Here is a 22,741-nt window from a genome sequence, read left to right on the forward strand (position 1 = left end):
GGTGCGTTCTCCCGTGTTTTCGGGCGCGCTGCCGTTTCCCGGCTTGTTCGCTGGCGGCCCGAACGTAAGCTTGCTGTCGCCCCGTCTCGGTTGCGGCAGTGATTGTATGGTAGTATGTTGCGGTATGGTACGCAACAGGCTGTGGAGGTTTTCGACTTGAGCCTTTCGTTGGCGTCACCCGCCCTCGCCTCGGGCGCTTCGGCGGCCGGGCGCGTCGAAGCCGAATTGCGCCGGGCGATCATCGCGCTCGAACTACCGCCGGGCACGCGCCTGTCGGAGCAGGAGATCGCGCTGAAATACGGGGTCTCGCGCCAGCCGGTGCGCGAGGCGCTGATCGCGCTCGCCAAGACGCGCCTTGTCGACATCCAGCCGCAGCGCGGCACGGTCGTGGTCAAGTTCTCGGTCCGCAAGATGATGGAATCGCGCTTTGTACGCGAGGCGGTCGAGGTCGCGATCGTCCGGCAGGCCTGCCAGTCCTTTGCCGCCCAAAGCCGGCAGCGCATCGCCGATTTCCTGGAGATGCAGGACAAGGCGGCGGCGCGGAACGACCATGCGACCTTCCAGCGCTATGACGAGCTGTTCCATGTCGAGCTGACGGAAGGTGTCGGCATGCCGCTCGCCTGGGAGGCGATCCGGGATATCAAGGCGCATATGGACCGGGTGTGCCAACTCACCTTGCCGGGGCCGGAGGCGATGCTGCCATTGATCCAGCAGCATCGGCGCATCATCGCGGCGATCGATGCGGGCGATGCGGCCGAGGCCGAGGCCGCCATGCGCCACCACCTGACCGAGATCCTGCGCGCCCTGCCGAAGACCGAGGCGAATTATCCCGATCTGTTCGAGTAGGGGCGTGCCTCTGTCGGGCGGTCAAGCAGATCGTCGCGGGGGCTTGAATAGAGTCGTCACGCCGGTTGCGTAGCCGACTGCCGTTCTGTGGCGGGCCGATCAATCGGCAGGTCTCGATGGCTCCATGTCCGCCAGTTTTGGGACGCAGTCTCATCGCATTTCGGCGCCGTCAGCGCATGGCTGTTGCAGCGTGTCGCATTGACTTCCTGCTTGGCCCGGCGCCTACTCAGAGCAAGCTGACGACCCTCCAGATCAGGCGATCAGCATCCTTAAATTTCCGCGCTCTATGCGGGCGATGGGCTCAAAGTGAAGCCTACTGTCGAGGCCTATACGATCGCGATGCCGTGGTACGAGCGGGAGGATTTCTCCCAGCTCTGGGAACTCGCGCATGACCGCGAGGAAATGCCGACGGATTACGAGATCTGGCATCGCAATGCGGTCGCGGTGATGAATGCCTGGCTCGCGCGTGGGCGCGCGCTGGAGACCGTCACGATCAAGCCGATCGAATTCCTGGCATGGCTGCGTGAAACCGGTTTGCCCAATACTGCCGAAACGCGCCGCCGATATGTCGAGCTTCGCGCGGTTTCGCATGGCCACGACGTCGCCTAGCGCTCTGTCCGCACTTTCGATGAGATGACGCTGGAGGCCGCGGTCACTTGTTCCCGGTCAGGAGCTATGCGAGGCCAGATAGTGGTCGAGGCTCGCGCGGGTTCCCGATTGCCAGAGCCGTTGGAGCGCCTGTGTAAAAGCGTGTCTGAAGCGCTCGTTCTGCGCGAGATCGCCATAGATGTCCTGCATCGCGAGCCAGGCCTCGGGAGCGTCCCGCGCGAGCCGGGCCTGCTCGGTCAAGCGTGACCAGTTGGGGTCGTTGGCTTGTATGGTTTGCCGGCTTTCTGTCTCGCCGTAGCAGTACCGGCACCACAGGGCGCTCACCAGGGCGAGCCCCTCGATGGGCCTGCTTGCTTGCAAGGCATCGCGCAGCGTCGGCAGGATGAATTTCGGCTGGCGGTTCGAGCCGTCCAAGCAAAGCCGGCGGATCGTGTCGCCGATCTTCGGATTGGCGAAACGCCGCTCGATGGTCCGTTTGTAGTTGGCCAGATCGGTATCCGGCGCCGGCGGCACGACCGGAATGACTTCGTCGTCGAGCAGCGCCGAGAGGAAGCGGGCGATCTGAGTGTCCTGCATCGCCTCATGGACGAAATGGATGTCGAGCAGGCCGGCGGGATAGGCGATCGTCGCGTGGCCGCCATTGAGGATGCGGATCTTCATCAGTTCGAAGGGCGCGACATCGGCGACGAACTGGACGCCGACCTCTTCGAGGCGCGGGCGCCCGGCCGGAAAGTGATCCTCCAGCACCCATTGCCGGAAATCCTCGCAGAAGACCGGGCGGCTGTCCGCGATGCCGAAATCGTCGCGCAATGACTGGCGTTCGCGCTCCGAGGTCGCCGGCGTGATGCGGTCGACCATCCCGTTGGGAAAGGCGACGCTGTCGCGAATCCAGCGCGCATTGGCGGGGGCGATCAGGTCGACGAGACCGGCGATGGCATCCGCGGTGACATGGCCGTTGCCCGGCAGGTTGTCGCAGGACATCACCGTGAAGGGCGGCAGGCCGGCGGCGCGGCGCCTGAGGAGGCCGGCGGCGATCAGGCCAATGGCGGTCTTCGGGGCGGCGAGGCAGTTCGCTGCGTCGGCGGCGATGTCGGGATGGCCGGGATCGAAGGCCTGCGTCGCCGGGTCGATATAGTACCCGCCTTCGGTGACGGTGAGCGAGACGATCCGCGTGCGGGGATCGACGAGCCGTTCGAGGATCGCAGCCGTATCGCCCGGCGCCACGAAATCGATCATCGCGCCGGTGACGCGCGCCTGAGAGCGCCCGGCCTCCTGCGTCACCACCGTGGTCAGGAAGTCCTGCGCGGCAAGGTCACGGCCCATCTCGGCATCGCTCGCGCGCACGCCGGTGCCGATGATGGCCCAATCGCGGTCGAGCCCACGCTCGAACAGTTCGTCGAGATAAGCGGCCTGATGGGCGCGGTGGAAGTTGCCGACGCCGATATGGACGATGCCGGGGCTCAACTCGTCACGCCGGTAGCCGGGAATGCCAACCGAGGCGCTGAGTTCTCCGAGCGTCGCCAGCGACAGGCTTGTCGCCATGACTCAGGCCTTCCGAGCAGCGCGCAATTGCAGGGCGAGATCGGGGCGGTCGCTGGTGATCTGGGAGATCGGCTGGCCAAGCCAGAAATCGAGATCGCGCACCGTGTTCGGAACCCAGGCGCCGAGCTTGTCGCGCCCGACGATGCCGACGGCGCGGTCGACGCAGAGCCGCAGCAGCGACTGCTCGACGGCGATGATGCAGCCGAGATCGACGAAGCGCTGCAAGGTCCGGTCGACGCCGCCGAAGGCCTCGCAGGAGCGACGATCGACCGAGGCGAGCCGGCGCATATGCGGTGCCTTCGCCAGAATCTCCTCGATCACTTCTGGCACGAAGCAGGTCAGCACGACGCGCGAGGCCATCTTGCGCGCTTCGACCAAAGCGATGACCTTGTCGAGCAGGCCGGGATAGGGATTGCCGAAGGCATCCATCTTCATCTCGATTTCGAGCTCGATCCCGGTCGGACCGAAGACGTCGAGCACCTCCGGCAAGGTCGGGATCGTCTCGCCGAGCGTATCGTCGAGCGTCACCTTGGCGAGCGCGGCGCGCGAAAGATGCGCGACCGGGCCCTTGTGGTCGGTGGTGCGCTCCAGCAGCGGATCGTGGATCACCATGATCTCGCCGTCGCTGGAGAGATGCACGTCGAGTTCGACGGCGTCGACGCCGAGGGCGCAGACGTTGCGGAAGCCGCTCAGGCTGTTCTCCGCCCAGATATTGCGCGCGCCGCGATGACCGATGATCCGCATATCGAAAAGCCCTACTAGCCTGTTGGCGGGTTATTTGCCGCTATCCACCAGCCCCTTCACGAACCAGCGCTGGAGGATGAGGATGACGATGGTCGGCGGCAGCATCGTCAGGAAGGCCGCGTTCATCAGAAGATGCCAGGTCGGCAGCGAGTCGCTCTGCGGCATCAGCTTCTTCAGGCCGATCACGGCATTGGCCATGGCCGGCTCGGTCGTAAGCAGGAGCGGCCAGAGATACTGGTTCCAGCCCATCAGGAAGAGGATGATCGCCAGCGCCACGATGTTCGAGCGCGAGAGCGGCAGCAGGATCAGCCGGAAGAACTGCCAGGGCGTGGCGCCGTCGATGCGCGCGGCCTCGCAGAGTTCGTCGGGTATGGTGAGGAAGAACTGGCGGAACAGGAAGGTCGCGGTCGCTGAGGCGATCAGCGGCAGGATCAGGCCCGAATAAGTGTTGACCAGGTTCCAGTCGAGATCGACCAGCGCCTGGATGCCGAGCCAGGAGCCGAGGATGTTCAGCGGCAGCGCGACATTCGCGGCGGATTCATAGGTCGGCACGATGCGCACCTCGATCGGCAGCATCAGCGACATGAAGATCAGCCAGAAGGCCGTCATCCGGAAGGGGAAGCGGAAATAGGTGACGGCGAAGGCCGCGATCACCGAGACCGCGAGCTTCCCGATGGTGATGCCGGTGGCGATGATGAAGGAGTTGAGCAGGAGCCGGCCGAAATTGGCGTTGCTCAGCACCGTCTGCGTGTTCGCCAGGAACTGGCTGCCCGGCAGCCAGGACATCGGCACGCGCATGATCTCCTGCTGCGTCAGCGAGCCGGTGACGAAGACGAAGTAGATCGGCAGGCAGACGAGTGCCGCGCCCACCAGCAGGATGAGGTGACAGAGAGCGTCGATGACGGGGGTGCGCTCGTTCATCGCGGGCCTAGACGCTGTAGTTCACGCGGCGCTCCACGAAGCGGAACTGCGCGAAGGTCAGGAGCAAAGCGAGCGCCATCAGCACGACGGATTGCGCGGCTGACGAGCCGAGGTCGAGCGTGACGAAGCCGTCCTGATAGACCTTGTAGACGAGGATCGAGGTGGCGCCGGCCGGGCCGCCGCGCGTGGTGGCATCGACGATGGCGAAGGTCTCGAACAGCCCGTAGACGAAGTTGATGACGATCAGGAAGAACAGCGTCGGCGCGATCATCGGCAGCGAGATGCGCAGGAAGCGCTGGATCGGCCCGGCGCCGTCCAGATAGGCGGATTCGAGGATCGACTGGGGCACCGACATCAGCGCCGCGACCAGGAAGATGTAGTTGTAGCAGATGTGCTTCCACGAGGCGGCCATGACCACCAGCGCGAGCGCATGCCATGAATTGCGGTTCGGGTCCCAGTCCAGCCCCATCCCCTGCAGCATATGGGCGACGGGGCCGACGCGGGGATTGAACAGGAAGGCGAGCATGATGCCGGCGATCGCGGGCGCGATGGCATAGGGCAGGAGCAGCACGGTGCGATAGGCGCCGCGGCCGCGCAGGATGTGGTTCGAGGCGAAGGCGAGCAGCAGCGCGAGCGACAGGGTCAGCACGTTCTGCGCGATCGTGAAGATCAGCGTCACTTGCGCCGAGGACCAGTAGACGTTGCTGCGGAAGAGCCGCTCGAAATTCTGGAAGCCGACCCATTGGGTCGTGGCGCCGAACGGGTCGGTCAATTGGAAAGCCTGGATCAGCGCCCTGATCGAGGGGATGAAGAAGAACAGCAGCAGGATGAAGAGCTGCGGCGCGAGCAGCCAGAAGGGCAGGCGCCATTCCTTGAAATGCGCGCGCTTGAGCCCGCTTTCCGCCTGGCCATCGTCGGTACCCTTCAGGAAAAGGCGCCGCAGCGGCGAGCGGAGGCGCAGAGCGCCCCCACCAGCCGCTTGGGTGAGGCCAGCCGGCTTATTTCTTGCCAGCATTGAGCTGCTCGTAGCGACGCAGCGCCTCGTTGCCGCGCGACACGGCATCGTCGAGCGCCTGCTGCACCGGCTTGCGGCCCAGGAAGGCGGCCGAGACCTCTTCCATGATCGCGACGTTGATCTGGTTGCTGTTGCCGATGCGGAAGCCGAGCGAATTGTCGCTGGGCGTGCCGCGCATCAGCTGCAGCACGGCGATCTCGCGGGTCGGGTTCTTCTCGTAATAGCCCTGCGCCTTGGCGGCGTCATAGGCGGCGGTCGTGACCGGGACATAGCCCGTGGCCTGATGCCACCAGACCTGCGTGTCGGTCTTGGCGAGGAAGTCGTAGAAGGCGGCGACCGCCTTGTACTTCTCCGGCGTATGGCCCTTCAGGGTCCAGAGCGCGGCGCCGCCGATGACGCTGTTCTTCGGCGTGACGCCCTGCTCATAGGGGATTTCCCTCGCGCTCCAGTCGAACTTGGCGGCCGCGACGACGGCGGCGTGCGAAGCGGTGGAGGCGATGATCGTCGAGCACTCACCGGAGGTGAAGAGCTGGATCGGGATGATGCCCTGGCCGGCGAGCTGCATCACGCCCGACGAGACGAGGCGCTTCATCCGCTCGACTTGGCCGACCAGCTTGCCCTTGTTGAAGACGAAATTGGTGTCGAGCCCGTCCATGCCGTTGCGCTTGGTCGCGTACGGGATGTCGTTCACGGCGCTGTAGTTCTCGAGGAAGCTCCACTCGTAGTCGCCGGGGAGCACCATCGCGCATTTCGAGACGCCCTTGGCCTTGATCGCGTCGAGCTGCGGCTCGAGCTCCTGCCAGGTCGCGCCGGGCTTGTCGAAGCCGGCGGCTTTGAAATGGTCGCGGTTGTAGAACAGGATCGGCGTCGAGGAGTTGAACGGCATCGCCTGCAGCTTGCCGTTGATGGCGAAGTAGCTGACCACCGGGGCGATGAATTTCGAGGTGTCGAGCGGCATGCCCTGCTCGGCCATCAATTCGTTCGTCGGGACGATGGCGCCGGAATTGACCATGGTCAGGAAGGAGCGCTCGTTCGACTGCACGATCTCGGGCTGGCGCTTGGCGCGATAGGCCGCGATCGTGCCGTTCAGGACCTCGTCATAGGTACCCTTGGCGATCGACTTGACGACGTAGTCCTTCTGCGAGTCGTTGAACTTCTTCACGACCTCGTCGACGCGCTCGCCGAGCGCGCCGCTCATCGCGTGCCAGAGTTCGATTTCGGTTGCCGCCTGCACGGCGGATATCCCCGTCAGCAGCAGGGCGCCTGCGCCCGCCAAAGCACCATAGAAAGGTCGCATCTCAAAGCCTCCCTCATTCGTCTTCTGCGAGCATATGCTCTTTGTTGAAGCATATGCTCGCACACTGGCCTGTTATGTCAACCGTTGGTGACGGCCGCATGACAGCCGCGCGCAATCGCTCGCGTGCGGGGCGGACGAATGAGGTGATGGATGGGGGTCAGTCCGCGAGCAGGGCGCGGGCGGTGTCCTCGTCGGTGACGAGGCCGTTGATGATCTTGCCGGTCAGGGCGGCACGCAGCGGCACGACCTTGGCCGGGCCCTGGCCGATGCAGATGCGCAAGCGGGTGCTGCCCGGTTCCGGCGGGACGCTGGTGACGCGCAGATTGGTGCCGCGATCGAGGAAGCGGCCTTCGGCATCGAAGACCCAGCCGGTCACCTCGCCGACGGCGCCGTGGCGGACCATGTCGAGCAATTCGCTGCGATTCATGAAGCCGTCGCGATAGAGCACGGCGTCCTCGCCGATCTGGCTGATGCCCATGACCCAGAGATCGGCCTCGCCGGCGATGGCGCGGATGCGCCGGATCGACTCGATCTCGACGAGCTGGGCGCGCTCCTCCGGGCTCGACACGTAAAGAGGCAGCGGCATCGGGAAATGCTGCGCCTTGGTGATCTCGGCGAGCTTCACCAGCGTGTCGAACGGGCTGGCCGAGCCGTCCGGCGAGATCGTGCCGACCAGCGAAACCAGCCGGTGCAATGGGCAGGACATCGAGGGCACGCGCTCGATGCTGGCGCGCATCGAGCGGCCGGTGCCGAGCGCCATGACCAGCGATTTGCGCGAGCGCAGCCAGCGCTCGATCAGCACGCCGCCGAGCGCGGCGACGCCGGCTGCTCCCGTGTCCGCCGAGCCGTCGGAGGGGGCGACATCGCAATGCAGCAGCTCGAAACGGTCGCGCAGCCGGGCGGCGAGGTCCATGCAGGTGCTGATCGGATGGTTCATCCTGAAGCTGATCAGGCCCTCGCTGCGGCAGAGCGAGACGAGGCGCTGGGCCGCCGGGCGCGAGATGTTCAGGATCTGCGCGATATCGTCCTGCGTGCGCCCGGCGATGTAATAGAGCCAACCGGCCCGGGCTGCGTCGTCGAGGCGGGTGCTGTCGTTCTCGGCCATCGCGATCTCAGTGGGGTGCCGGTGCGAGCGCGAGATCCCGCCAGGATTCGAAGAGGCGGTCGGCCCCGGCTGCCAGAAGCGCCTTGCGCTGGTCGAGCACGGCGAAATGGCTGCCGGCGGCGAGGCCATAGGCCGTCATGCCCGCTGCTTTCGCCGCGGTCACGCCGCTGACGCTGTCCTCGATGACCAGGCAGCGCTCGGGTGCGACGCCGCGCTCGCTTGCGGCCAGCAGGAATAGGTCGGGCGCCGGCTTGCCGCGCTTCACGCGTGTCGTGCTGAAGATCCGGCCCTCGAACAGGTCCCAGAGTGCGGTTTTGCGCAGGCAGATTTCGATGCGTTCCTCGTCGCTGGAGGAGGCGACGCAATAATCGCTGGCGAAGGATTCGACGGCCTCGCGGACGCCGTCAACCGGCTGGAGGTCGCTCCTGAAAGAAGCGAAGAGTTGGGCGCGCCAGTCCTGCGTGAAGTCGGCCGAGGCCGGGCGACCGGTCATTCTCTCGTAATCCTCGATCACTGCGCTGGCCGGCCGCCCGAGATAGCGGCGCATGACCGTCTCCAGATCATAGCTCTCGTCGAAAGGCGAGAGAATATCGACCAGGGTCTGGCAGCTGATAGTTTCGCTGTCGACGAGCACGCCGTCGCAGTCGAGGATGACGAGGTCGAAGGGCTGGCGCGGAGTGAGCATCGGGCAACAGTCGATTTGAACGAATGCTCACATGAAGAGCATTCGCCCGATCATCTGTCAAACTTCGCCTCGGTCAGTGCAGTGCGCGACTGACCTCCGCAGCGCGACGCCAGACGGCATGGCGCTCGGCATAGGTCGCCGCCCTGGCAGGGTGCGGCGTGAAGATATCGGCCTCGCCGGATGGCGGCGTGCAGACCGCCTCCGGGCTTTCGCCGGTGCAGGCGATACGGGCGAGACGTGCGGCGCCGAAGGCCGCGCCGGCCTCGGCCTGGCGGTAGCGTGTCAGCGGCAGGTTCAAGACGTCGGCGAGGATCGCGAGCCACGCATCCGAACGTGCCCCGCCGCCGATGGCCATGGCCTCGCCGATCGGTGATGTCCCGGCTTCAAGGGCTTCCTTGCCATCCCGGAAGGCGAAGGCAACGCCCTCAAGTACGGCCTGGGTCATCGCCTTGCGGTCCGTATCGTGGCCGAGGCCGAGGAAGCCGGCGCGCAATTGCGGGTCGTTATGCGGCGTGCGCTCGCCCGAGAGATAGGGCGTGAAGAGTACAGGCGAGGGGCGCTCCGGGGCCGGGCCGATCTCTCCGAGAAGCGCTGCTTCAGACTGTCTGGAGATGGACGACCACCAGCTCAGGCTCGCTGCGGCCGAAAGGTGAACCGACATCTGGTGCCAGCGGCCGGGCAGGGCGTGGCAGAAGGCGTGCACGGCGCTACTGGGGCGCGGCTCGAAGCCTGCCGTCGTGCGCCACAGGACGCCGGAGGTGCCGAGGGACAGGAAGCTGCTGCCGGGGCCGACCGCGCCCAGTCCGACCGCTCCGGCGGCATTGTCGCCCGCGCCGCCAGCAAAGAGCGGCGGGGCGTCGAAGCCGAGTTCGCGGGCAAGTTCGGGGCGCATGCGGCCGGCGGCCTGCGAGCCTTCGACAAGGGTGGGCATGTGGCTGCGACCCAGTGCCGTCGCGGCCAGTATCCGGTCGGACCAGTCGCGGCGGCCGGTATCGAGCCAGAGCGTGCCGGAGGCGTCGGACATCTCCTCGACCGCCTCACCGGTGAGGACCAGCCGGAGATAGGCTTTCGGCAGCAGGACCTTGCGGGTGCGGTGGAAGATGTCGGGTTCGTGTTTGCGCACCCAGAGCAGCTTGGGCGCGGTGAAGCCGGGCATGGCGATATTGCCGGTGATCGCGCGCGAACCCGGTTCGCTGGCTTCGATCTCGACGCATTCGGCAGCGGCGCGCCCATCGTTCCAGAGGATGCAGGGGCGCAGCGGCTCGTCGCGCGCGTCCAGCAGCACCGCGCCGTGCATCTGTCCGGAGAGGCCGATTCCGGCGCAGCGCCGGAAAGCTTCCGGGGCGGTATCCTTCAAGCTGCGCAGGACTGCCATCGTGGCGGTGACCCAGTCTGCCGGTGCCTGCTCCGACCAGAGCGGGGCAGGGCGCGTGACCGTGAGTTCCCGTGCCGCGGCGGCGAGCACGCGCTGCTCGTCACCGACGAGCACGGCCTTGACCGAGGAGGTTCCGAGATCAATGCCGATGAAGCTCACATCAGCTCCTGCTTGCGGTTTCAGCGGCGATCTTCGGGCAGGCCGCCCGGATAGATCATGCTCTTGACCATGCCGACCTCGTTATCGGCATGGCGGCGGAAGGCGGCCGGTCCGTCAGCGAGCGGGAAGCGGTGGCTCACGACCGCCTCGACATCGACTTTGCCTTGCGCCACCAACTCGATCGCGCGCGGGTAGACATGGCCCATCCGGCGCGAGAACTTGATGTTCAGCCCGCGACGGCGGGCTTCCGCGGCCGGGATCACATAGCTGTCGCCGTCGGGGATACCGACCAGCACGACGCGCCCGCCGATGCGGGCGGCGCGGATCGCGTCACGGAATCCCTCGGGGGCATTGGTCGCCTCGATCACCAGAGGCAGGCCCTCGCCCTTCGACCATTCGGCGATGTCGGCGACGCTGGTGCCGGCCTTGCTGGCGCCCAGCTTGAGGGCGAGGTCGCGGCGATGCGGCTGGGGATCGCAGGCGAGAACCTCGCCGACGCCGGCCGTGCGCAGCACCTGCAGGATCAGCAGGCCGATCGGACCGCAGCCGATCAGCGCCACGCGCTCCAGTAGGCGCGGCTTGGCGAGGTCGACGGCATGGATCGCGACGCCGAGCGGTTCGAGCATCACCGCATCGCTCGGCGAGAAGTCCTGGGGCACCGCGACGATCTGCGATTTCGGCACCCAGATGCGCTCGGTCATGGCCCCGTCATGCGGGGGGGCGCCGATGAAGACGACTTCGGGGCAGAGATTGGGATGTCCGCTGCGGCAATGCTCGCACTGGCCGCAGGCCTGGTTGGGGTCGACCGCGACGAGGGCGCCGCGCCCCAGGCCAAGTTCCGGCAGATCCTCGGTCAGCCAGCCGCTGAATTCGTGGCCGGGCACGAAGGGCGCCGCGATCACGGCCGAGCCGATGCCGCCATCCTTGTAATAGTGCAGGTCGCTGCCGCAGAGGCCGACGGCCGCGACATCGAGCAGGGTCTCGCCCGCCGCGCCCTCGCGAAGGTTGAACGGCGCGACGCGCGCATCGCCGGCGGCGTGAAGGAAGACGGCTCGGGACATGACGATCGAAACTCCCCTGGCGAACAGGACGCGAGCGAACCCGCCTGTCGCCGAAATTGACTTCTCTTGGCGTTCTCGAAGCGGCGGCGGCTAGAGATCCGTGCTTTGCGGCAGGATCACGAGGTCGCGGATGGTGACGTTGCGCGGGCGGGTCAGCATGAAATGCACGGCTTCCGCCACCTCCTCCGCCTCGATCAGGCCGCCGCGGGCGCGCTCGGCATCGAGCTTCTCCTGTGGCCAGTCGGCGATCAGGGCGGTGACGACAGGGCCGGGCAGGACGGCGCCGACGCGCAGCCCATGCGGAATGACCTGCCGGCGCAAGGTGTGGACGAAGGCCTGAACCGCATGTTTCGAGGCGGTGTAGACGGGCTCCCAGACTACGGGGACGACGCCGGCGACCGAGCTGGTGACGAGGATGTCGCCGGTCTTTCTGTTGATCATATGCGGCAGCACGGCGTGGATGCTGCGGAAGACGGCGTTGATATTGAGGTTCAGCATCCGGTCCCAGGCGTCGGGATCGCCCTCGCTGACGGGGCCGCCGACATAGGAGCCGGCATTGGCGTGGAAGATGTCGAGCGGGCCGGCCTTGTCGAGGATCGCAGGCAGCATGCCGGCGACGGAGGCCGGGTCGGTCAGGTCGACGACGAGCGGGATGGCCTCGGCGCCGAGCGGCGCGCAGGCCTGCGCAAGGGCATCGCCGTCGCGGTCGATCAGGACGGCGCGGGCTCCGGCCGCGAGCAGGCGCTTCGCGCAGGCGAGGCCGATCCCTGAGGCGGCGCCGGTGATCGCGGCGGTCTTTCCGGTGAGGTCCTGCGTCACGTTGCGGTCTCCGGCGAGGCCTGAATCCGGGTGGGCTGCATGAGGTTGCGGGCCGTACGGGCTGCGGCCTGCAGCGCCTCGAAAGCTGCGAGGCGGCTCGCGTGCAGTTCGGCGATGTCGCCAACAGCGGGCATGAAGACGGCGGCGCCCGGCGCCATTCCGGTCATGGCCGCGCCGAGATCGGGAAAGGCATGCGCGGCGGTTGCAGCAAGCATGGCCGAGCCGAGCAGGACGGGATCGACGTCATCGGGGGCCAGCAGCGGCAGACCGGCGCAGTCCGCCAGCACTTGCCGGATCAGGGGATGGCGGCCAGCGCCGCCGCTGAGCACGATCGCCTCGATGGTGGCACCCCTGGCGCGGCTGACCTCGATGATCTGGCGCAGGCCGTAGCCGATCCCGGTGAGGCCGGCGACGTAAAGCGAAACGAGATTGTCGAGATCGCGCGCCATGCCGAGCCCGGCGATCACGGCGCGCGCTTGCGGATCGGCATGGGGCGAGCGATTGCCGAGGAAATCGGGCACGACGATGATCTCGCCGGCGAGGCGGGCCGCTTCCGAAGGCGCGCCTGCCTGCCGGGCCGCTTGTGCCGCGAGCCAATCGGGCAGCGAGAGACCCTCCGTTTCGGCAAGACGCTGCGCCTCGGGCGCCGCCGGGTGGAAGCCGATGAGCTGCTCGATGGCGGCGCCGGCGCCGGATTGTCCGCCCTCGCTGAGCCAGAGGCCGGGTGCCATCGCCGAGAAATAGGGACCCCAGATGCCGGGAATGAAGATCGGCTCGGCGCTGCTCGCCATGGTGCAGGCCGAGGTGCCGAAGACATAGGCCATGCGGGTCAACGCGGTGTCGTGCGACGAGCGCAGGCCGACCGAGCCGACGCCGCCGGCATGGGCGTCGATCAGGCCAGCCGCGACGGCGGTGCCGGGGTTCAAGCCGAACTCGGCGGCGGCCTGCTGGGTCAGGCCCTGCCCAAGCGCGGTGCCGCCCGGAACGATCTCCGTGCCGATCCGGGTGAATCCTTCATTGGCGAGATCATCGAGGCTGATCTGCCGGAAATAGCTCGCATCCCAGCGTCCCTCATGAGCGAGATAGGTCCATTTGCAGGTGACCGTGCAGGTCGAGCGTGCGAGCGAGCCGGTCGCACGCCAGGTGAGGAAATCCGGCAGGTCGAGGAATTGCCAAGCGGCGTCATAGGTCGTGCGCAGGTTCTCCTTGAGCCAGAGCAGCTTCGGCGTCTGCATCTCCGGCGAAATCGTGCCGCCGACATAGGCGAGCACGGGATGAACGGTCGCGTTGATGCGCGCGGCCTGGTCGATGGCGCGATGGTCCATCCAGACGATGATGTCGCGTTTCGCGTCGCCATGCGGCCCGACGGGTAGCGGCGCGCCGCCCGGTCCGAGCACGACGAGCGAGCAGGTCGCGTCGAAGCCGATGCCGGTGATGTCGTCCGGCGCGAGTCCGCCCTCGCCCATCGCCGCGCGTACGCTCGCGCAGACGGCCGCCCAGATATCCGCGCTGGACTGCTCGGCGAGATCGGGGCCGTCGCGATAGAGCGCAATATCGTGTCTGGCCGTCGCGAGCATCTGCCCGGTCCGGTCGAAAATGCCGGCCCGGGCGCTGCCGGTGCCGACATCGATGCCGATGAAATGCCCACTCATCTCAGGCCGCGGCGCGGTTCTGTCGCCAGGCATGAGGGGCGCGCGGTTCGTCGAAGCTGCACATCGTCCTCCAGAGTTTCTTTCCTCCGGGCTCTGCTGGCCCGGTGGCTCGGGCGCTTGGGCGCCCGCAGGTTGTCTTCGTCAGTGCACCGCCTTGGGCGAAGCGGCCGGCCTTTCCGGGTTCGGATGAGGATCGGGATCGCGGTCGTTGCTTTCGGCCGCAACGGCGCGGTCGCGCACGGAATCGCGGACCTGCAAGCTTGCCTGCAATACGGAATGGGTGGGGGGCGTCCGGTCGCCGGCCATGCGGGCGCGCAGGCGCACCCAGGCGGTCTCGGCGATCTCCGCGATCGGCTGGCGGATCGCGGTGAGGCCGGTCTTGCGGGCGCTCATCCAGGGATAATCGTCGAAGCCGACGACCGAGACGGGATCGGGGATGTCGATCCGCATCCGGGCGAGCGCCGAGAGCGTGCCGAGCGTCGTGACATTGGTCAGTGCGATCACGGCGCTGGGCGGCTGGTGCCGTTCGAGCCAATGCAGGAAGGCCGCTGCGCCGCGATCCGCGTTGGAGCCGAGTTCGATCACGGTCGGCTCGCGGTCGAGCATGGTCCGGATCAACGCGCTGGCGCCGCGGACGCGCTCGCGGATCGGCGAGATGGCGAGGCTGGAGGCGGCAAGCAGGATATCGCGATGGCCTCTTGCGATGAGATGCCGGGCGGCGATCTCGCCGGCTTCGCGGTTGTCGATCGCGACGGTGTCGACAACTGAGCCTTCGGGCGGCACGCGATCGGCGAAGACGATGGGCAGGCGGCCGATCTCGCTGCGTAGCGCTTCAGGAACGGTGTCGGAGCAGGGCACCGCGATCAGTCCCGATGGGCGCCAGGCGAGCAGGGTTCGCAATCGCGATTGTTCCAGCCCGAGATCGTCGCGGGAGCTGGCGACGAGGATGTCGTAGCCGTCTTTCTGGGCGAGCACCTCCAGCTGCGAGACCAGCGAGGTGAAGAAGACGTCGTCGAGATCGGGCACGAGCACGCCGACGACGCGGGCCTGGCCCGAGCGGAGTTGCGATGCCGCGCGATCGACCTGATAGGCGAGCTCTTCGGCTGCCTTCAGCACGCGCTCGCGCAGCTCGGCATTCACCGGCTTGTTGCCGCTGAACACGTTCGAGACGGTCGCGATCGATACGCCCGCGCGGGCGGCGACCTCCCGGATCGTGACGCGGGCCGTGACCATTGCCTATCCTGTTAAACGTTTTACAGAAAAACGTTTAACAGGGTAGGAGGAGTGCTGCAAGACGGGCTGGCTGCGGTGGCCGTATCGAGATACTTCGCTGCGGCTCGCCGCTCGGATATGGCCAGAGATGTCGCAGGGCGAGCTGCCTCAGCCGGTTCGCGTCCAGCGCAGGAAGGCTGATAGCCGCAGCAGGCTATTGATGATCAGACCATAGACCACGCCCGTGTCTCCTTGTCGGGAGCCCACGATAGACCGTGGTGCTTTTAGCGTTGTTGACGCGGCGCAAGCTGCTCCGACAAATCCCGCGACCGGATCGCTCCGATGGATTTGAGCATCCGGGGAATATGGAAGCGGGTCAATCGCAGGGATTTCCAAGTTTTCGGGCGTGGGGAGAAGGAATTGCCGGCTCTAGGCGGCGTCCGCCGCATCCTCCATTTTCAGGATCTTGAGGCCGATCTGGACCATCAGCATCGCGTCTGCATCGTCGAGATCGATGCCTGCTTCCGACCTGATCTTGTCGAGCCGGTACAGGACCGTCTTCGGGTGGACGTCGAGGCGTCGCGAGGTTTCGAGAGCATTGCCGTTGCAGGCGATATAGGCCTCCAGCGTCTCGACGAGATCGGCGCGCGCCCGTGTCCTGACCGAGACCAGCTTTTGCAACGAGGGTGGGACCATCTCCCGGAGCTCGTGCTGCGGCGCGAGCCGGCAGAGCATGCGGTAGATGCCGAGCTCGTGAAAGGCGACGATCTGCTTCGCGAACCGCGCCCGGATCCCGATATTGAGGGCGTCGAGCGCCTGCCGGTAGCTCCGTGGCAGGCTTTCGATCTCGGCCGCGATCTCACCGATCCCAGCATGCAGGACGGCGCGTTCCTCGTCGCGTGACCAGAGCGCGTTCAGTTCGGCGAAGCGGCGTTCGAGCTGCGTACGCCATTCGCGGCCTTCGCCGGCCGGCCAGAACAGCACGACATGGCCGCCCCTGACCTGGGCATGGGCGTTGTCGATGAGGTCGGTGAGAAGCTGCGCCAGCCGCTCCAGCTTCTTGCCGTCGCCTGGACCGGGGACGGGCTGCTTCTGGGAAGCCTTGAGCCCGAGCACGACGACGGCGTGCCTGCGCTTCAGGTCCCACTGGATCAGGCCGGCGCGGCGATGCAGTTCGCTGGAGGGCAGGGCGCTGCCGCCAAGCAGGTCACCGATCAGATCGAAGCGGAACTGCTTCTCGACCTCGATCACGGCTTGCTGCCTGAGGAAATCCAGCGCCAGCGCGTTGATGGCGCTCTCGATGGCGATGGACTGGACATCCTCCAGCTCGCCGTTCAGTTCGAGCACGGTGAGATAGAGCCTGACCTCGTCACCGACGCGGACCGAGAAGACGTAGCGGTTGCAGATGCGGTCGTCGGCCTCGGGGGCGGTGATGGTCTGGATGTAGTAGGGCGCGCCTTCCTGATGCCCCTCGGGCGGGGTGAGGCTCACCGAGCTGCCGGTGGTGCCGGCGAGGCATTGCAGCTTCTCGTCATAGAGCCCGACCGGATTTCCGATGAAGGTCTCCAGCGATTTCAGGATGCGGAAGGCGCCCTGGTTCGCCAGCGAGGCGCTGAGGAAATGGTCGCTGATCTCCTTGAAGCGTTCGAGCACGCCGAGGCGTTCGCTGAGGAGATGCTCGGAAATGCACAGGACGATCGTCCGGTAGAGCACGCTGCGGGGGATCTCGATGACGGGCAGGCGGTGCCTGCGCGCCGCCTCGACGATCTCCTCCGGGACCTCCTGCACGAAGAGCCCGGTCTTGACGATCAAGGCACTGAGCTTGCGGGCCGCGACCTTCTCGATGAAGGCGTCGAGCGGGCGCAGGCGGTCGAGCGAATAGAAATTGGTAAGGAGGACGTCGCCAGGCTGTACCCAGTCGGTGACATCGGGCGCCTCGATGACATTGACGCCCCGGACGGGGTTGGACAGGCCCTCTTCTCCGCAGATCAGGCGGGCCTGCCTGAACGGCGCGAATTGCAGCAGTTCGGAGATCTTGAGCTGATGGGCCATGGTCCGGGCTCCCAGGGTGGCCCGCGCCTGCCATTCCTGCCGCGCCAGCGACCACTCCGCCATGCCGATCTATGCGTGAATGGCGGGTACCGCAAGCCAAACCCGGTTAGAACGGTTCGATTTTTGTCCATCCTGGATAAAACAAGGCCGGTCAATTTAGGCGGCTTGGCAATGGTTCGCCTGTCGCCGGCTCACTAGGCTCCCCTCAAAAGAAGATCGTTCGACGGCGGGGATCGCGCAGCTGGAGCGCGCCCGAGAGGATGGGGACAATCGATGGATAGATCGTTTATCTGGCGAAAGGGCGACTGGGGCGGGTATTTCGGCCTGCTGGCCAACAACCTGACCAATCTGCTCACGATGATCGGCCTGCTGCTCTTCGTCGTCGGCTTCCCCAAGGAGATGGTCTACGGCCGGATCGCCCCGGCCTTCGGCCTCGCCGTCTTCGCCGCGAGCCTCTGGTACACCTATTTCGCCTACAAGCTCGTCAAGGAAACCGGCCGCGCCGACGTGACCGCGCTGCCCTCCGGCCCGAGTGCGCCGTCGATCTTCACGGTGACCTTCCTCGTCATCCTGCCGGTCTATCTGCAGACCAAGGATGCCGAGTTCGCGCTGCAGATCGCGCTGGTCTGGTGCTTCGTCGAGGCGATGATCCTGGTCGGCGGCTCCTTCCTGGGCGAGACCATCCGCAAGACGATCCCGCGCACGGTGCTTTTGTCCTGCCTTGCCGGCCTCGGCCTGCTGCTGCTGGCGATGAACCCGATGCTGCAGTCGTTCGAGACGCCCACCGTCGCCTTCGTGGTGCTGGCCCTGATCTTCCTGAACTGGTTCGGCAAGAAGCCGCTCTTCCCGAAGGTTCCGACCGGCTTCCTGCTGCTCGCGGCCGGCACGGCGCTGGCCTGGATATTCGGCCTGCAGAGCCCGGCCGAGATCAAGAACTCGCTGTCGACCTTCGGCTTCAACCCGCCGACGCTGCACATCTCGAGCTTCATGCAGGGCCTGCCGCATGCGCTGCCCTATCTTGCCTCGGCCGTGCCGCTCGGCCTCGCCAACTACGTGTTCGACCTCGAGAACATCGAGAGCGCGCATGCCGCCGGCGATCCCTACCCGACCCGCCAGGTGATGATGGCCAATGGCCTGTCCTCGACGCTCGGCGCCTTCTTCGGCAACCCGTTCCCGGTCACCGTCTATATCGGCCATGCCGGCTGGAAATCGATCGGCGCCGGCACCGGCTACACCTTCTTCACCGGCCTGACCATGTTCCTGGTCTCGCTGTTCGGGCTGGGCGCCTTCCTGCTGGCGCTGATCCCGATGGTCGCGGTGGTTCCGATCCTCGTCTATATCGGCATCGTCACGGCCAACCAGGTGGTGCGCGAGTCGCCGCGCGACGAAGTGCCGGTGATCTTCGTCACGATGTTCCCGTGGATCGCCAACTGGGCGCTGACGCTGACCAATAACACGCTGTCGGCCGCCGGCACCGCCGCCAAGACCGTCGGCGTCGAGGCGCTCGCCAAGAAGGGCGTCTATTATCAGGGCCTGTCCAATCTCGGGAACGGCGCGCCGCTGAGCAGCATGACCTGGGGCTGCATCACGATCTTCGCGATCACCGACAAGCCGATGCGGGGCGCGATCGCGGCGCTGGTCGGCGGCTTCCTGACACTGTTCGGCGTGATCCACGCGCCGACCGTCGGCTTCGCCCAGCCGCACGCGATGCCGCTCGTCTATGCATACTGCATGATTGCCGGCGTCTTCGTGCTCAAGCACTACCTCAACCTGCGCGAGGCCGACAGTGCGATCTCCCCCGGCAAGATGAAGCCGGCCGCCCAGGCCAGCAAGGCATGAACCGGCGGGGCGCGCCCGCCCGCTGAGGGCAGGCGCGCCTCTCCGCCGCCCTTCATGCCCTCCGCGGCGCCCGGACGGGCGCCGCCCCACCGATCGACAGGAAGACCCGATGAACGCCCCGTCCGCCAACCCACCCCTGATTGCCGCCGCCGACAAGGGCGACATGGCCGCCGTCGAGCGCCTCCTCGCCGAGGGCGCCAAGGTGGATGCCAAGGACGAGACCGGGCGCACGGCGCTGATGGCGGCGACCCAGAAGAACAACCTGCCGCTGGCGCGGCGCCTGATCGCGGCCGGCAGCGACGTCAATGCCCGCGACATCACCATGCTCTCGCCCTATCTCTGCGCGGGCGCGAACGGCTTCAACGAGATCCTGAAGCTCGCCATCGCCTCGGGCGCCGATCCGAACAGCGTCAACCGCTTCGGCGGCACGCCGCTGCTGCCGTCGAGCGAGAAGGGCTTTTTGCGCACGGTGCGCGTCTGTCTGGCGGCCGGCATACCGGTGGATCGCGCCAATGATCTCGGCTGGTCGGCCCTGCTCGAAGCCGTGATCCTCGGCGATGGCGGTCGGCTCTATGGCGACGTGGTCGAGGCGCTGGTCGAGGCGGGCGCGGACCCGCATCTCAGGGATCGCGACGGCAAGTCCTCGCTGGAGCATGCGCATGCGCTCGGCCAGGAGCGCGTGCTGAAGATATTCCGCGGCGAAGGCGCCGCATCCGGGCCGGGCGCAGCGGCGATCCGGCAGGCCAAGCGGGCCGAGAAGGCGGAGCGCTACGAGGAGGCGCTCGCCATCATCGATGCCGCGCTGGCCCAGCATCCGGGCGATGCCGATCTCGGCTACTACAAGGGCTATTATCTCTACGAGCTCGGGCGCAACGAGGAGGCGATCCGCGTCTTCGAGACGGTGCTCGCCGCGAGCCCCGAGGCGATCGAGTTCCATTTCTACATCGCCTATGCTTGGCGGGCGATGAAGCAGCCGGAAGCCGCGCTCGCGGCCTTCGATGCAGGTATCGCGAAGCAGCCCCAGGCGCTGTTCCTGCGCTATCACAAGTCGAATTACCTACGCGAACTCGGCCGGCACGAGGCTGCCGTCGCGGTGATGGACGAACTGCTCGCGCGCGCTCCCGGCCGCTACGACTTCGCCTTGCACAAGGGCAACAGCCTGCGCTCGCTCGGCCGGCACGAGGAGGCGATCAGCGCGATCGAGATCGCGATCGCGTCCGATCCCGGCAACCCGCTCTATCGCCAGCACAAGGCGCAGTCGCTCCGGCTTCTCGGCCGCGAGGCCGAGGCACAGGCCGAGCTCGCAGCATCAGGCCGGCCTCCGGCCGTCCGCGCCAGCTGAATGCTGGCTGGGCCCGCCCCGATGCGCGCGCATGTCACCATGCAGGCAAGGTCCGGCGACGGCGCCTTCCTGGCACGCGTGAACGGCGCGGCCTTCGCGGGCGTGGTCCACAGCGCCTTCCACCGGGCGGTCAACATCGCCTGCCTGAGCAATGGCGAACTGCACACGCTCGTCACCGGCGATCTCGATGACGGGCCGAATTCGCTGGTCGTCACGGCCGATGATTTCCTCGCGATCGGCATCTGCCAGGGCGACAGCGTCCGGGCGGGAGGCGGCAGCCTCGCCATTGCCGGCAAGGCGATGGTGAATGTTGCGGGAGCGGTCGTCTGGCGCACGCCTGTGCCGGAGACGCATTGCGCGACCGGGCTGCTGCGCCGGCGCCTGGCGGAAGCCGAGGCGGCGATCTGGCGCAACGGCACGCCGGGCGGCTTCATCGAGGGCATGGCCGATACCGAGGTCGCGCGATTGACGACCCGGATGCTGCATGAAGGCGCGGACGGGCTCGCGCTCGCGCTGGGGCGCGGCGACACGGAGGCGGCGCTGGCGCATGCCGGCCGGTTGCTCGGCCTCGGGCCGGGGCTCACGCCTTCGGGCGACGACTTCCTGACCGGGCTGCTCGCGGCCCGCGCGCTCTGCAGGCGGCAGGGCGATCTCGACAGCGATGGTTTCGCCCGCGGCGTCGCGCGGCTCGCCAAGAGCGCGACCAACCCGATCGCCTATGCCGCCATCGCCAAGGCGGCGCGCGGCGAGGTCCGGGAGCGGGTCGCGCGCCTCATCATCGCGCTCGGCAGCGCAACAGCAGAGACCTCCTCGCAGGCGCTCGCACAGGTTCTCGCGATCGGCTCCTCATCCGGGACCGAGATCGCTTTCGGCGTCATCCGTGGGCTGGCGTCGCTCATCGACAACGGAGACTGGGATCATGGCCATCAAGACCGCCATTAAGCGGAACACCTATTTCGACTCGGTCTCGCTGATGTCGGTGACCGGGCGGGCCAATGCGGTTGCCGGCGTCGACCAGGCGATGATCGGCATGGGCACTGCCATGAACAAGGAGGTGCTGCAGAATGTCGGCATGCTGACGCCGGAAGCGGCGGAGGCCCAGAGCGGTGACCTGATGATCGTGGTGCGCTCGGCGTCCGACGAGATCGCCGAACAGGCGCTGGTCGAGATCGACGAATTGTTCAAGCAGAAGGGCGGCAACGAGACCGGCCGCAAGATGAACTACGCGACGATCGAGTCCGCCGTCGCCCATGCGCCCGGCGCCAATCTCGCGATCATCGCGGTTGCCGGCGAGTTCGCCTCTCGCGAGGCGCGCCGCGCGCTGGAGAGCGGCCTGCATGTCATGATGTTCAGCGACAACGTCTCGATCGAGGACGAGGTCGCCCTCAAGACGCTCGCCCATGACAAGGGCCTGCTGATGATGGGGCCGGATTGCGGCACCGCCTATATCGGCGGCGTCGGCCTGTGCTTCGCCAATGCGGTGCGCGCCGGCAATATCGGCATCGTCGGCGCCTCCGGCACCGGCAGCCAGGAGGTCGCGGCCCGCATCCATGATTTCGGCGGCGGCATCACCCAGATCATCGGTACCGGCGGCCGCGACCTCAACGAGAAGGTCGGCGGTATCATGATGATCGACGGCATCAACGCGCTCGCCCGCGACCCGGCGACCGAGGTGATCGTGCTGGTCTCCAAGCCCCCGGCGAAGTCGGTGCAGGACAAGGTGCTGGCGGCGGCCGCTTCCTGCGGCAAGCCGGTCGTCGCCTGCCTGCTCGGCGGCTCGGAGGAGGCCGTCACTAAGGCCGGCCTGCAATTCGGCAAGACCACCAAGGAGGCCGCGCTGAAGGCCGTCATCCTCGGCGGGAAGAAGGAGGAGGAGATCAACAAGCGGGCGCTCAACCTGCCCTTGATCGCCGAGACCCGCGCCAAGCTGAAGCCCGAGCAGCGCTATATCCGCGCCCTTCTCTGCGGCGGCACGCTCTGCGAGGAGATGATGCTGATCGCCAAGGAGAGCTACGACAATGTCTACAGCAACATCGCCAAGGATCCGGCGCGCAAGCTGAAGGACGTCTCCACCAGCATCGAGCATACCTTCATCGATTTCGGCGACGACGATTTCACCCGCGGCCGGCCGCATCCGATGATCGACCCGTCCCAGCGCCTCGCGCGGCTGGTGCAGGAGGCGCGCGACCCCTCGGTCGGCGTCATCGTGCTCGATTTCATTCTCGGCTACGGCGCCCATGAGGACCCGGCCGGCGTGATGATCCCCGCCCTCGTCGAGGCCAAGCAGATCGCGGCGGCCGAGGGACGCCATCTCGAGATCCTCGGCTATGTCCTCGGCACGGATCTCGACAGCCAGTCGCTCGCCGAGCAGATGGCCAAGCTTTCGGAAGTCGGCGTCACCATCGCCAGCAGCTGCGCCAATGCCGGCCTGCTGGCGCGCGGTTTCGTCTCCAAGGAGAACTGATC

General features: G+C 66.8%; 19 protein-coding genes. 6 read left to right on the plus strand and 13 right to left on the minus strand.

Annotated features, from left to right (window positions below; all coding sequences use genetic code 11):
* Positions 1 to 114 precede the first annotated feature (114 nt).
* Together AC07NY_RS03095 and AC07NY_RS03100 are read left to right on the plus strand one after the other, a co-directional pair.
* A complete protein-coding gene (locus AC07NY_RS03095) occupies positions 115 to 846 on the plus strand; it encodes a GntR family transcriptional regulator (protein WP_494581730.1) in 732 nt (243 codons plus the stop codon).
* 306 nt (positions 847 to 1,152) lie between these two features.
* The gene (locus AC07NY_RS03100) at positions 1,153 to 1,455 is read left to right on the plus strand and encodes a hypothetical protein (protein WP_494581731.1); all 303 of its coding nucleotides are present in this window, start codon (positions 1,153 to 1,155) and stop codon (positions 1,453 to 1,455) included.
* Positions 1,456 to 1,512: 57 nt separating this feature from the next.
* Here the strand turns inward: AC07NY_RS03100 and AC07NY_RS03105 are convergent, their stop codons facing one another.
* From AC07NY_RS03105 to AC07NY_RS03165, 13 genes are all read right to left on the minus strand, one after another.
* Positions 1,513 to 2,997, minus strand: coding sequence for a mannitol dehydrogenase family protein (locus tag AC07NY_RS03105; protein WP_494581733.1), 1,485 nt, complete (start codon positions 2,995 to 2,997; stop codon positions 1,513 to 1,515).
* 3 nt (positions 2,998 to 3,000) lie between these two features.
* Positions 3,001 to 3,741 (minus strand): glycerophosphodiester phosphodiesterase family protein, encoded by a 741-nt coding sequence (locus AC07NY_RS03110; protein ID WP_494581735.1) that lies wholly within the window; start codon positions 3,739 to 3,741, stop codon positions 3,001 to 3,003.
* Positions 3,742 to 3,771: 30 nt separating this feature from the next.
* The gene (locus AC07NY_RS03115; RefSeq protein WP_494581736.1) at positions 3,772 to 4,662 is read right to left on the minus strand and encodes an ABC transporter permease subunit; all 891 of its coding nucleotides are present in this window, start codon (positions 4,660 to 4,662) and stop codon (positions 3,772 to 3,774) included.
* A 7-nt stretch (positions 4,663 to 4,669) separates the two neighbouring features.
* Complete coding sequence (locus AC07NY_RS03120; RefSeq protein ID WP_494581738.1) at positions 4,670 to 5,677, minus strand: ABC transporter permease subunit; 1,008 nt, start codon at positions 5,675 to 5,677, stop codon at positions 4,670 to 4,672.
* Positions 5,661 to 6,974: an extracellular solute-binding protein gene (locus AC07NY_RS03125; RefSeq protein ID WP_492285442.1), complete on the minus strand. Its 1,314-nt coding sequence runs from the start codon at positions 6,972 to 6,974 to the stop codon at positions 5,661 to 5,663. The genes AC07NY_RS03120 and AC07NY_RS03125 overlap by 17 nt, the downstream gene beginning before the upstream one ends.
* 157 nt (positions 6,975 to 7,131) lie before the next feature.
* A complete protein-coding gene (locus AC07NY_RS03130) occupies positions 7,132 to 8,079 on the minus strand; it encodes a sugar-binding transcriptional regulator (protein WP_494581740.1) in 948 nt (315 codons plus the stop codon).
* Positions 8,080 to 8,086: 7 nt separating this feature from the next.
* The gene (locus tag AC07NY_RS03135) at positions 8,087 to 8,764 is read right to left on the minus strand and encodes an HAD family hydrolase (RefSeq protein WP_494581741.1); all 678 of its coding nucleotides are present in this window, start codon (positions 8,762 to 8,764) and stop codon (positions 8,087 to 8,089) included.
* A gap of 73 nt (positions 8,765 to 8,837) precedes the next feature.
* Entirely contained in the window at positions 8,838 to 10,298 is a 1,461-nt protein-coding gene (xylB, locus tag AC07NY_RS03140) for a xylulokinase (RefSeq protein ID WP_494581743.1), read from the minus strand.
* A 20-nt stretch (positions 10,299 to 10,318) separates the two neighbouring features.
* Positions 10,319 to 11,359, minus strand: a complete 1,041-nt coding sequence (locus AC07NY_RS03145; RefSeq protein ID WP_494581745.1) for a zinc-dependent alcohol dehydrogenase — start codon at positions 11,357 to 11,359, stop codon at positions 10,319 to 10,321.
* Between the two features lie 90 nt (positions 11,360 to 11,449).
* Entirely contained in the window at positions 11,450 to 12,178 is a 729-nt protein-coding gene (locus tag AC07NY_RS03150) for an SDR family oxidoreductase (protein WP_494581747.1), read from the minus strand.
* A complete protein-coding gene (locus AC07NY_RS03155) occupies positions 12,175 to 13,830 on the minus strand; it encodes an FGGY-family carbohydrate kinase (protein WP_494581749.1) in 1,656 nt (551 codons plus the stop codon). The genes AC07NY_RS03150 and AC07NY_RS03155 overlap by 4 nt, the downstream gene beginning before the upstream one ends.
* A gap of 141 nt (positions 13,831 to 13,971) precedes the next feature.
* Positions 13,972 to 15,063: a LacI family DNA-binding transcriptional regulator gene (locus AC07NY_RS03160; RefSeq protein ID WP_494581750.1), complete on the minus strand. Its 1,092-nt coding sequence runs from the start codon at positions 15,061 to 15,063 to the stop codon at positions 13,972 to 13,974.
* A gap of 408 nt (positions 15,064 to 15,471) precedes the next feature.
* Entirely contained in the window at positions 15,472 to 17,157 is a 1,686-nt protein-coding gene (locus AC07NY_RS03165) for a PucR family transcriptional regulator (RefSeq protein WP_494581752.1), read from the minus strand.
* A 210-nt stretch (positions 17,158 to 17,367) separates the two neighbouring features.
* Here AC07NY_RS03165 and AC07NY_RS03170 point away from each other — a divergent pair, with 210 nt between their 5' ends.
* The 4 genes from AC07NY_RS03170 to fdrA all read left to right on the plus strand — a co-directional run bounded on the left by AC07NY_RS03170 (position 17,368) and on the right by fdrA (position 22,739).
* Positions 17,368 to 18,933 carry a SulP family inorganic anion transporter gene (locus tag AC07NY_RS03170; protein WP_494581754.1) on the plus strand — a complete coding sequence of 522 codons (1,566 nt, stop codon included), beginning with the start codon at positions 17,368 to 17,370 and terminating at the stop codon, positions 18,931 to 18,933.
* A gap of 109 nt (positions 18,934 to 19,042) precedes the next feature.
* Positions 19,043 to 20,275: an ankyrin repeat domain-containing protein gene (locus AC07NY_RS03175; protein WP_494581756.1), complete on the plus strand. Its 1,233-nt coding sequence runs from the start codon at positions 19,043 to 19,045 to the stop codon at positions 20,273 to 20,275.
* Positions 20,276 to 20,314: 39 nt separating this feature from the next.
* Positions 20,315 to 21,217 carry an oxamate carbamoyltransferase subunit AllH family protein gene (locus AC07NY_RS03180; protein ID WP_494581758.1) on the plus strand — a complete coding sequence of 301 codons (903 nt, stop codon included), beginning with the start codon at positions 20,315 to 20,317 and terminating at the stop codon, positions 21,215 to 21,217.
* On the plus strand, positions 21,195 to 22,739 hold the full coding sequence (gene fdrA, locus AC07NY_RS03185; protein ID WP_494581760.1) for an acyl-CoA synthetase FdrA: 1,545 nt from the start codon (positions 21,195 to 21,197) through the stop codon (positions 22,737 to 22,739). The genes AC07NY_RS03180 and fdrA overlap by 23 nt, the downstream gene beginning before the upstream one ends.
* Positions 22,740 to 22,741: the final 2 nt, after the last annotated feature.

The organism is Allobosea sp. GW821-FHT09G06, from assembly GCF_059416005.1.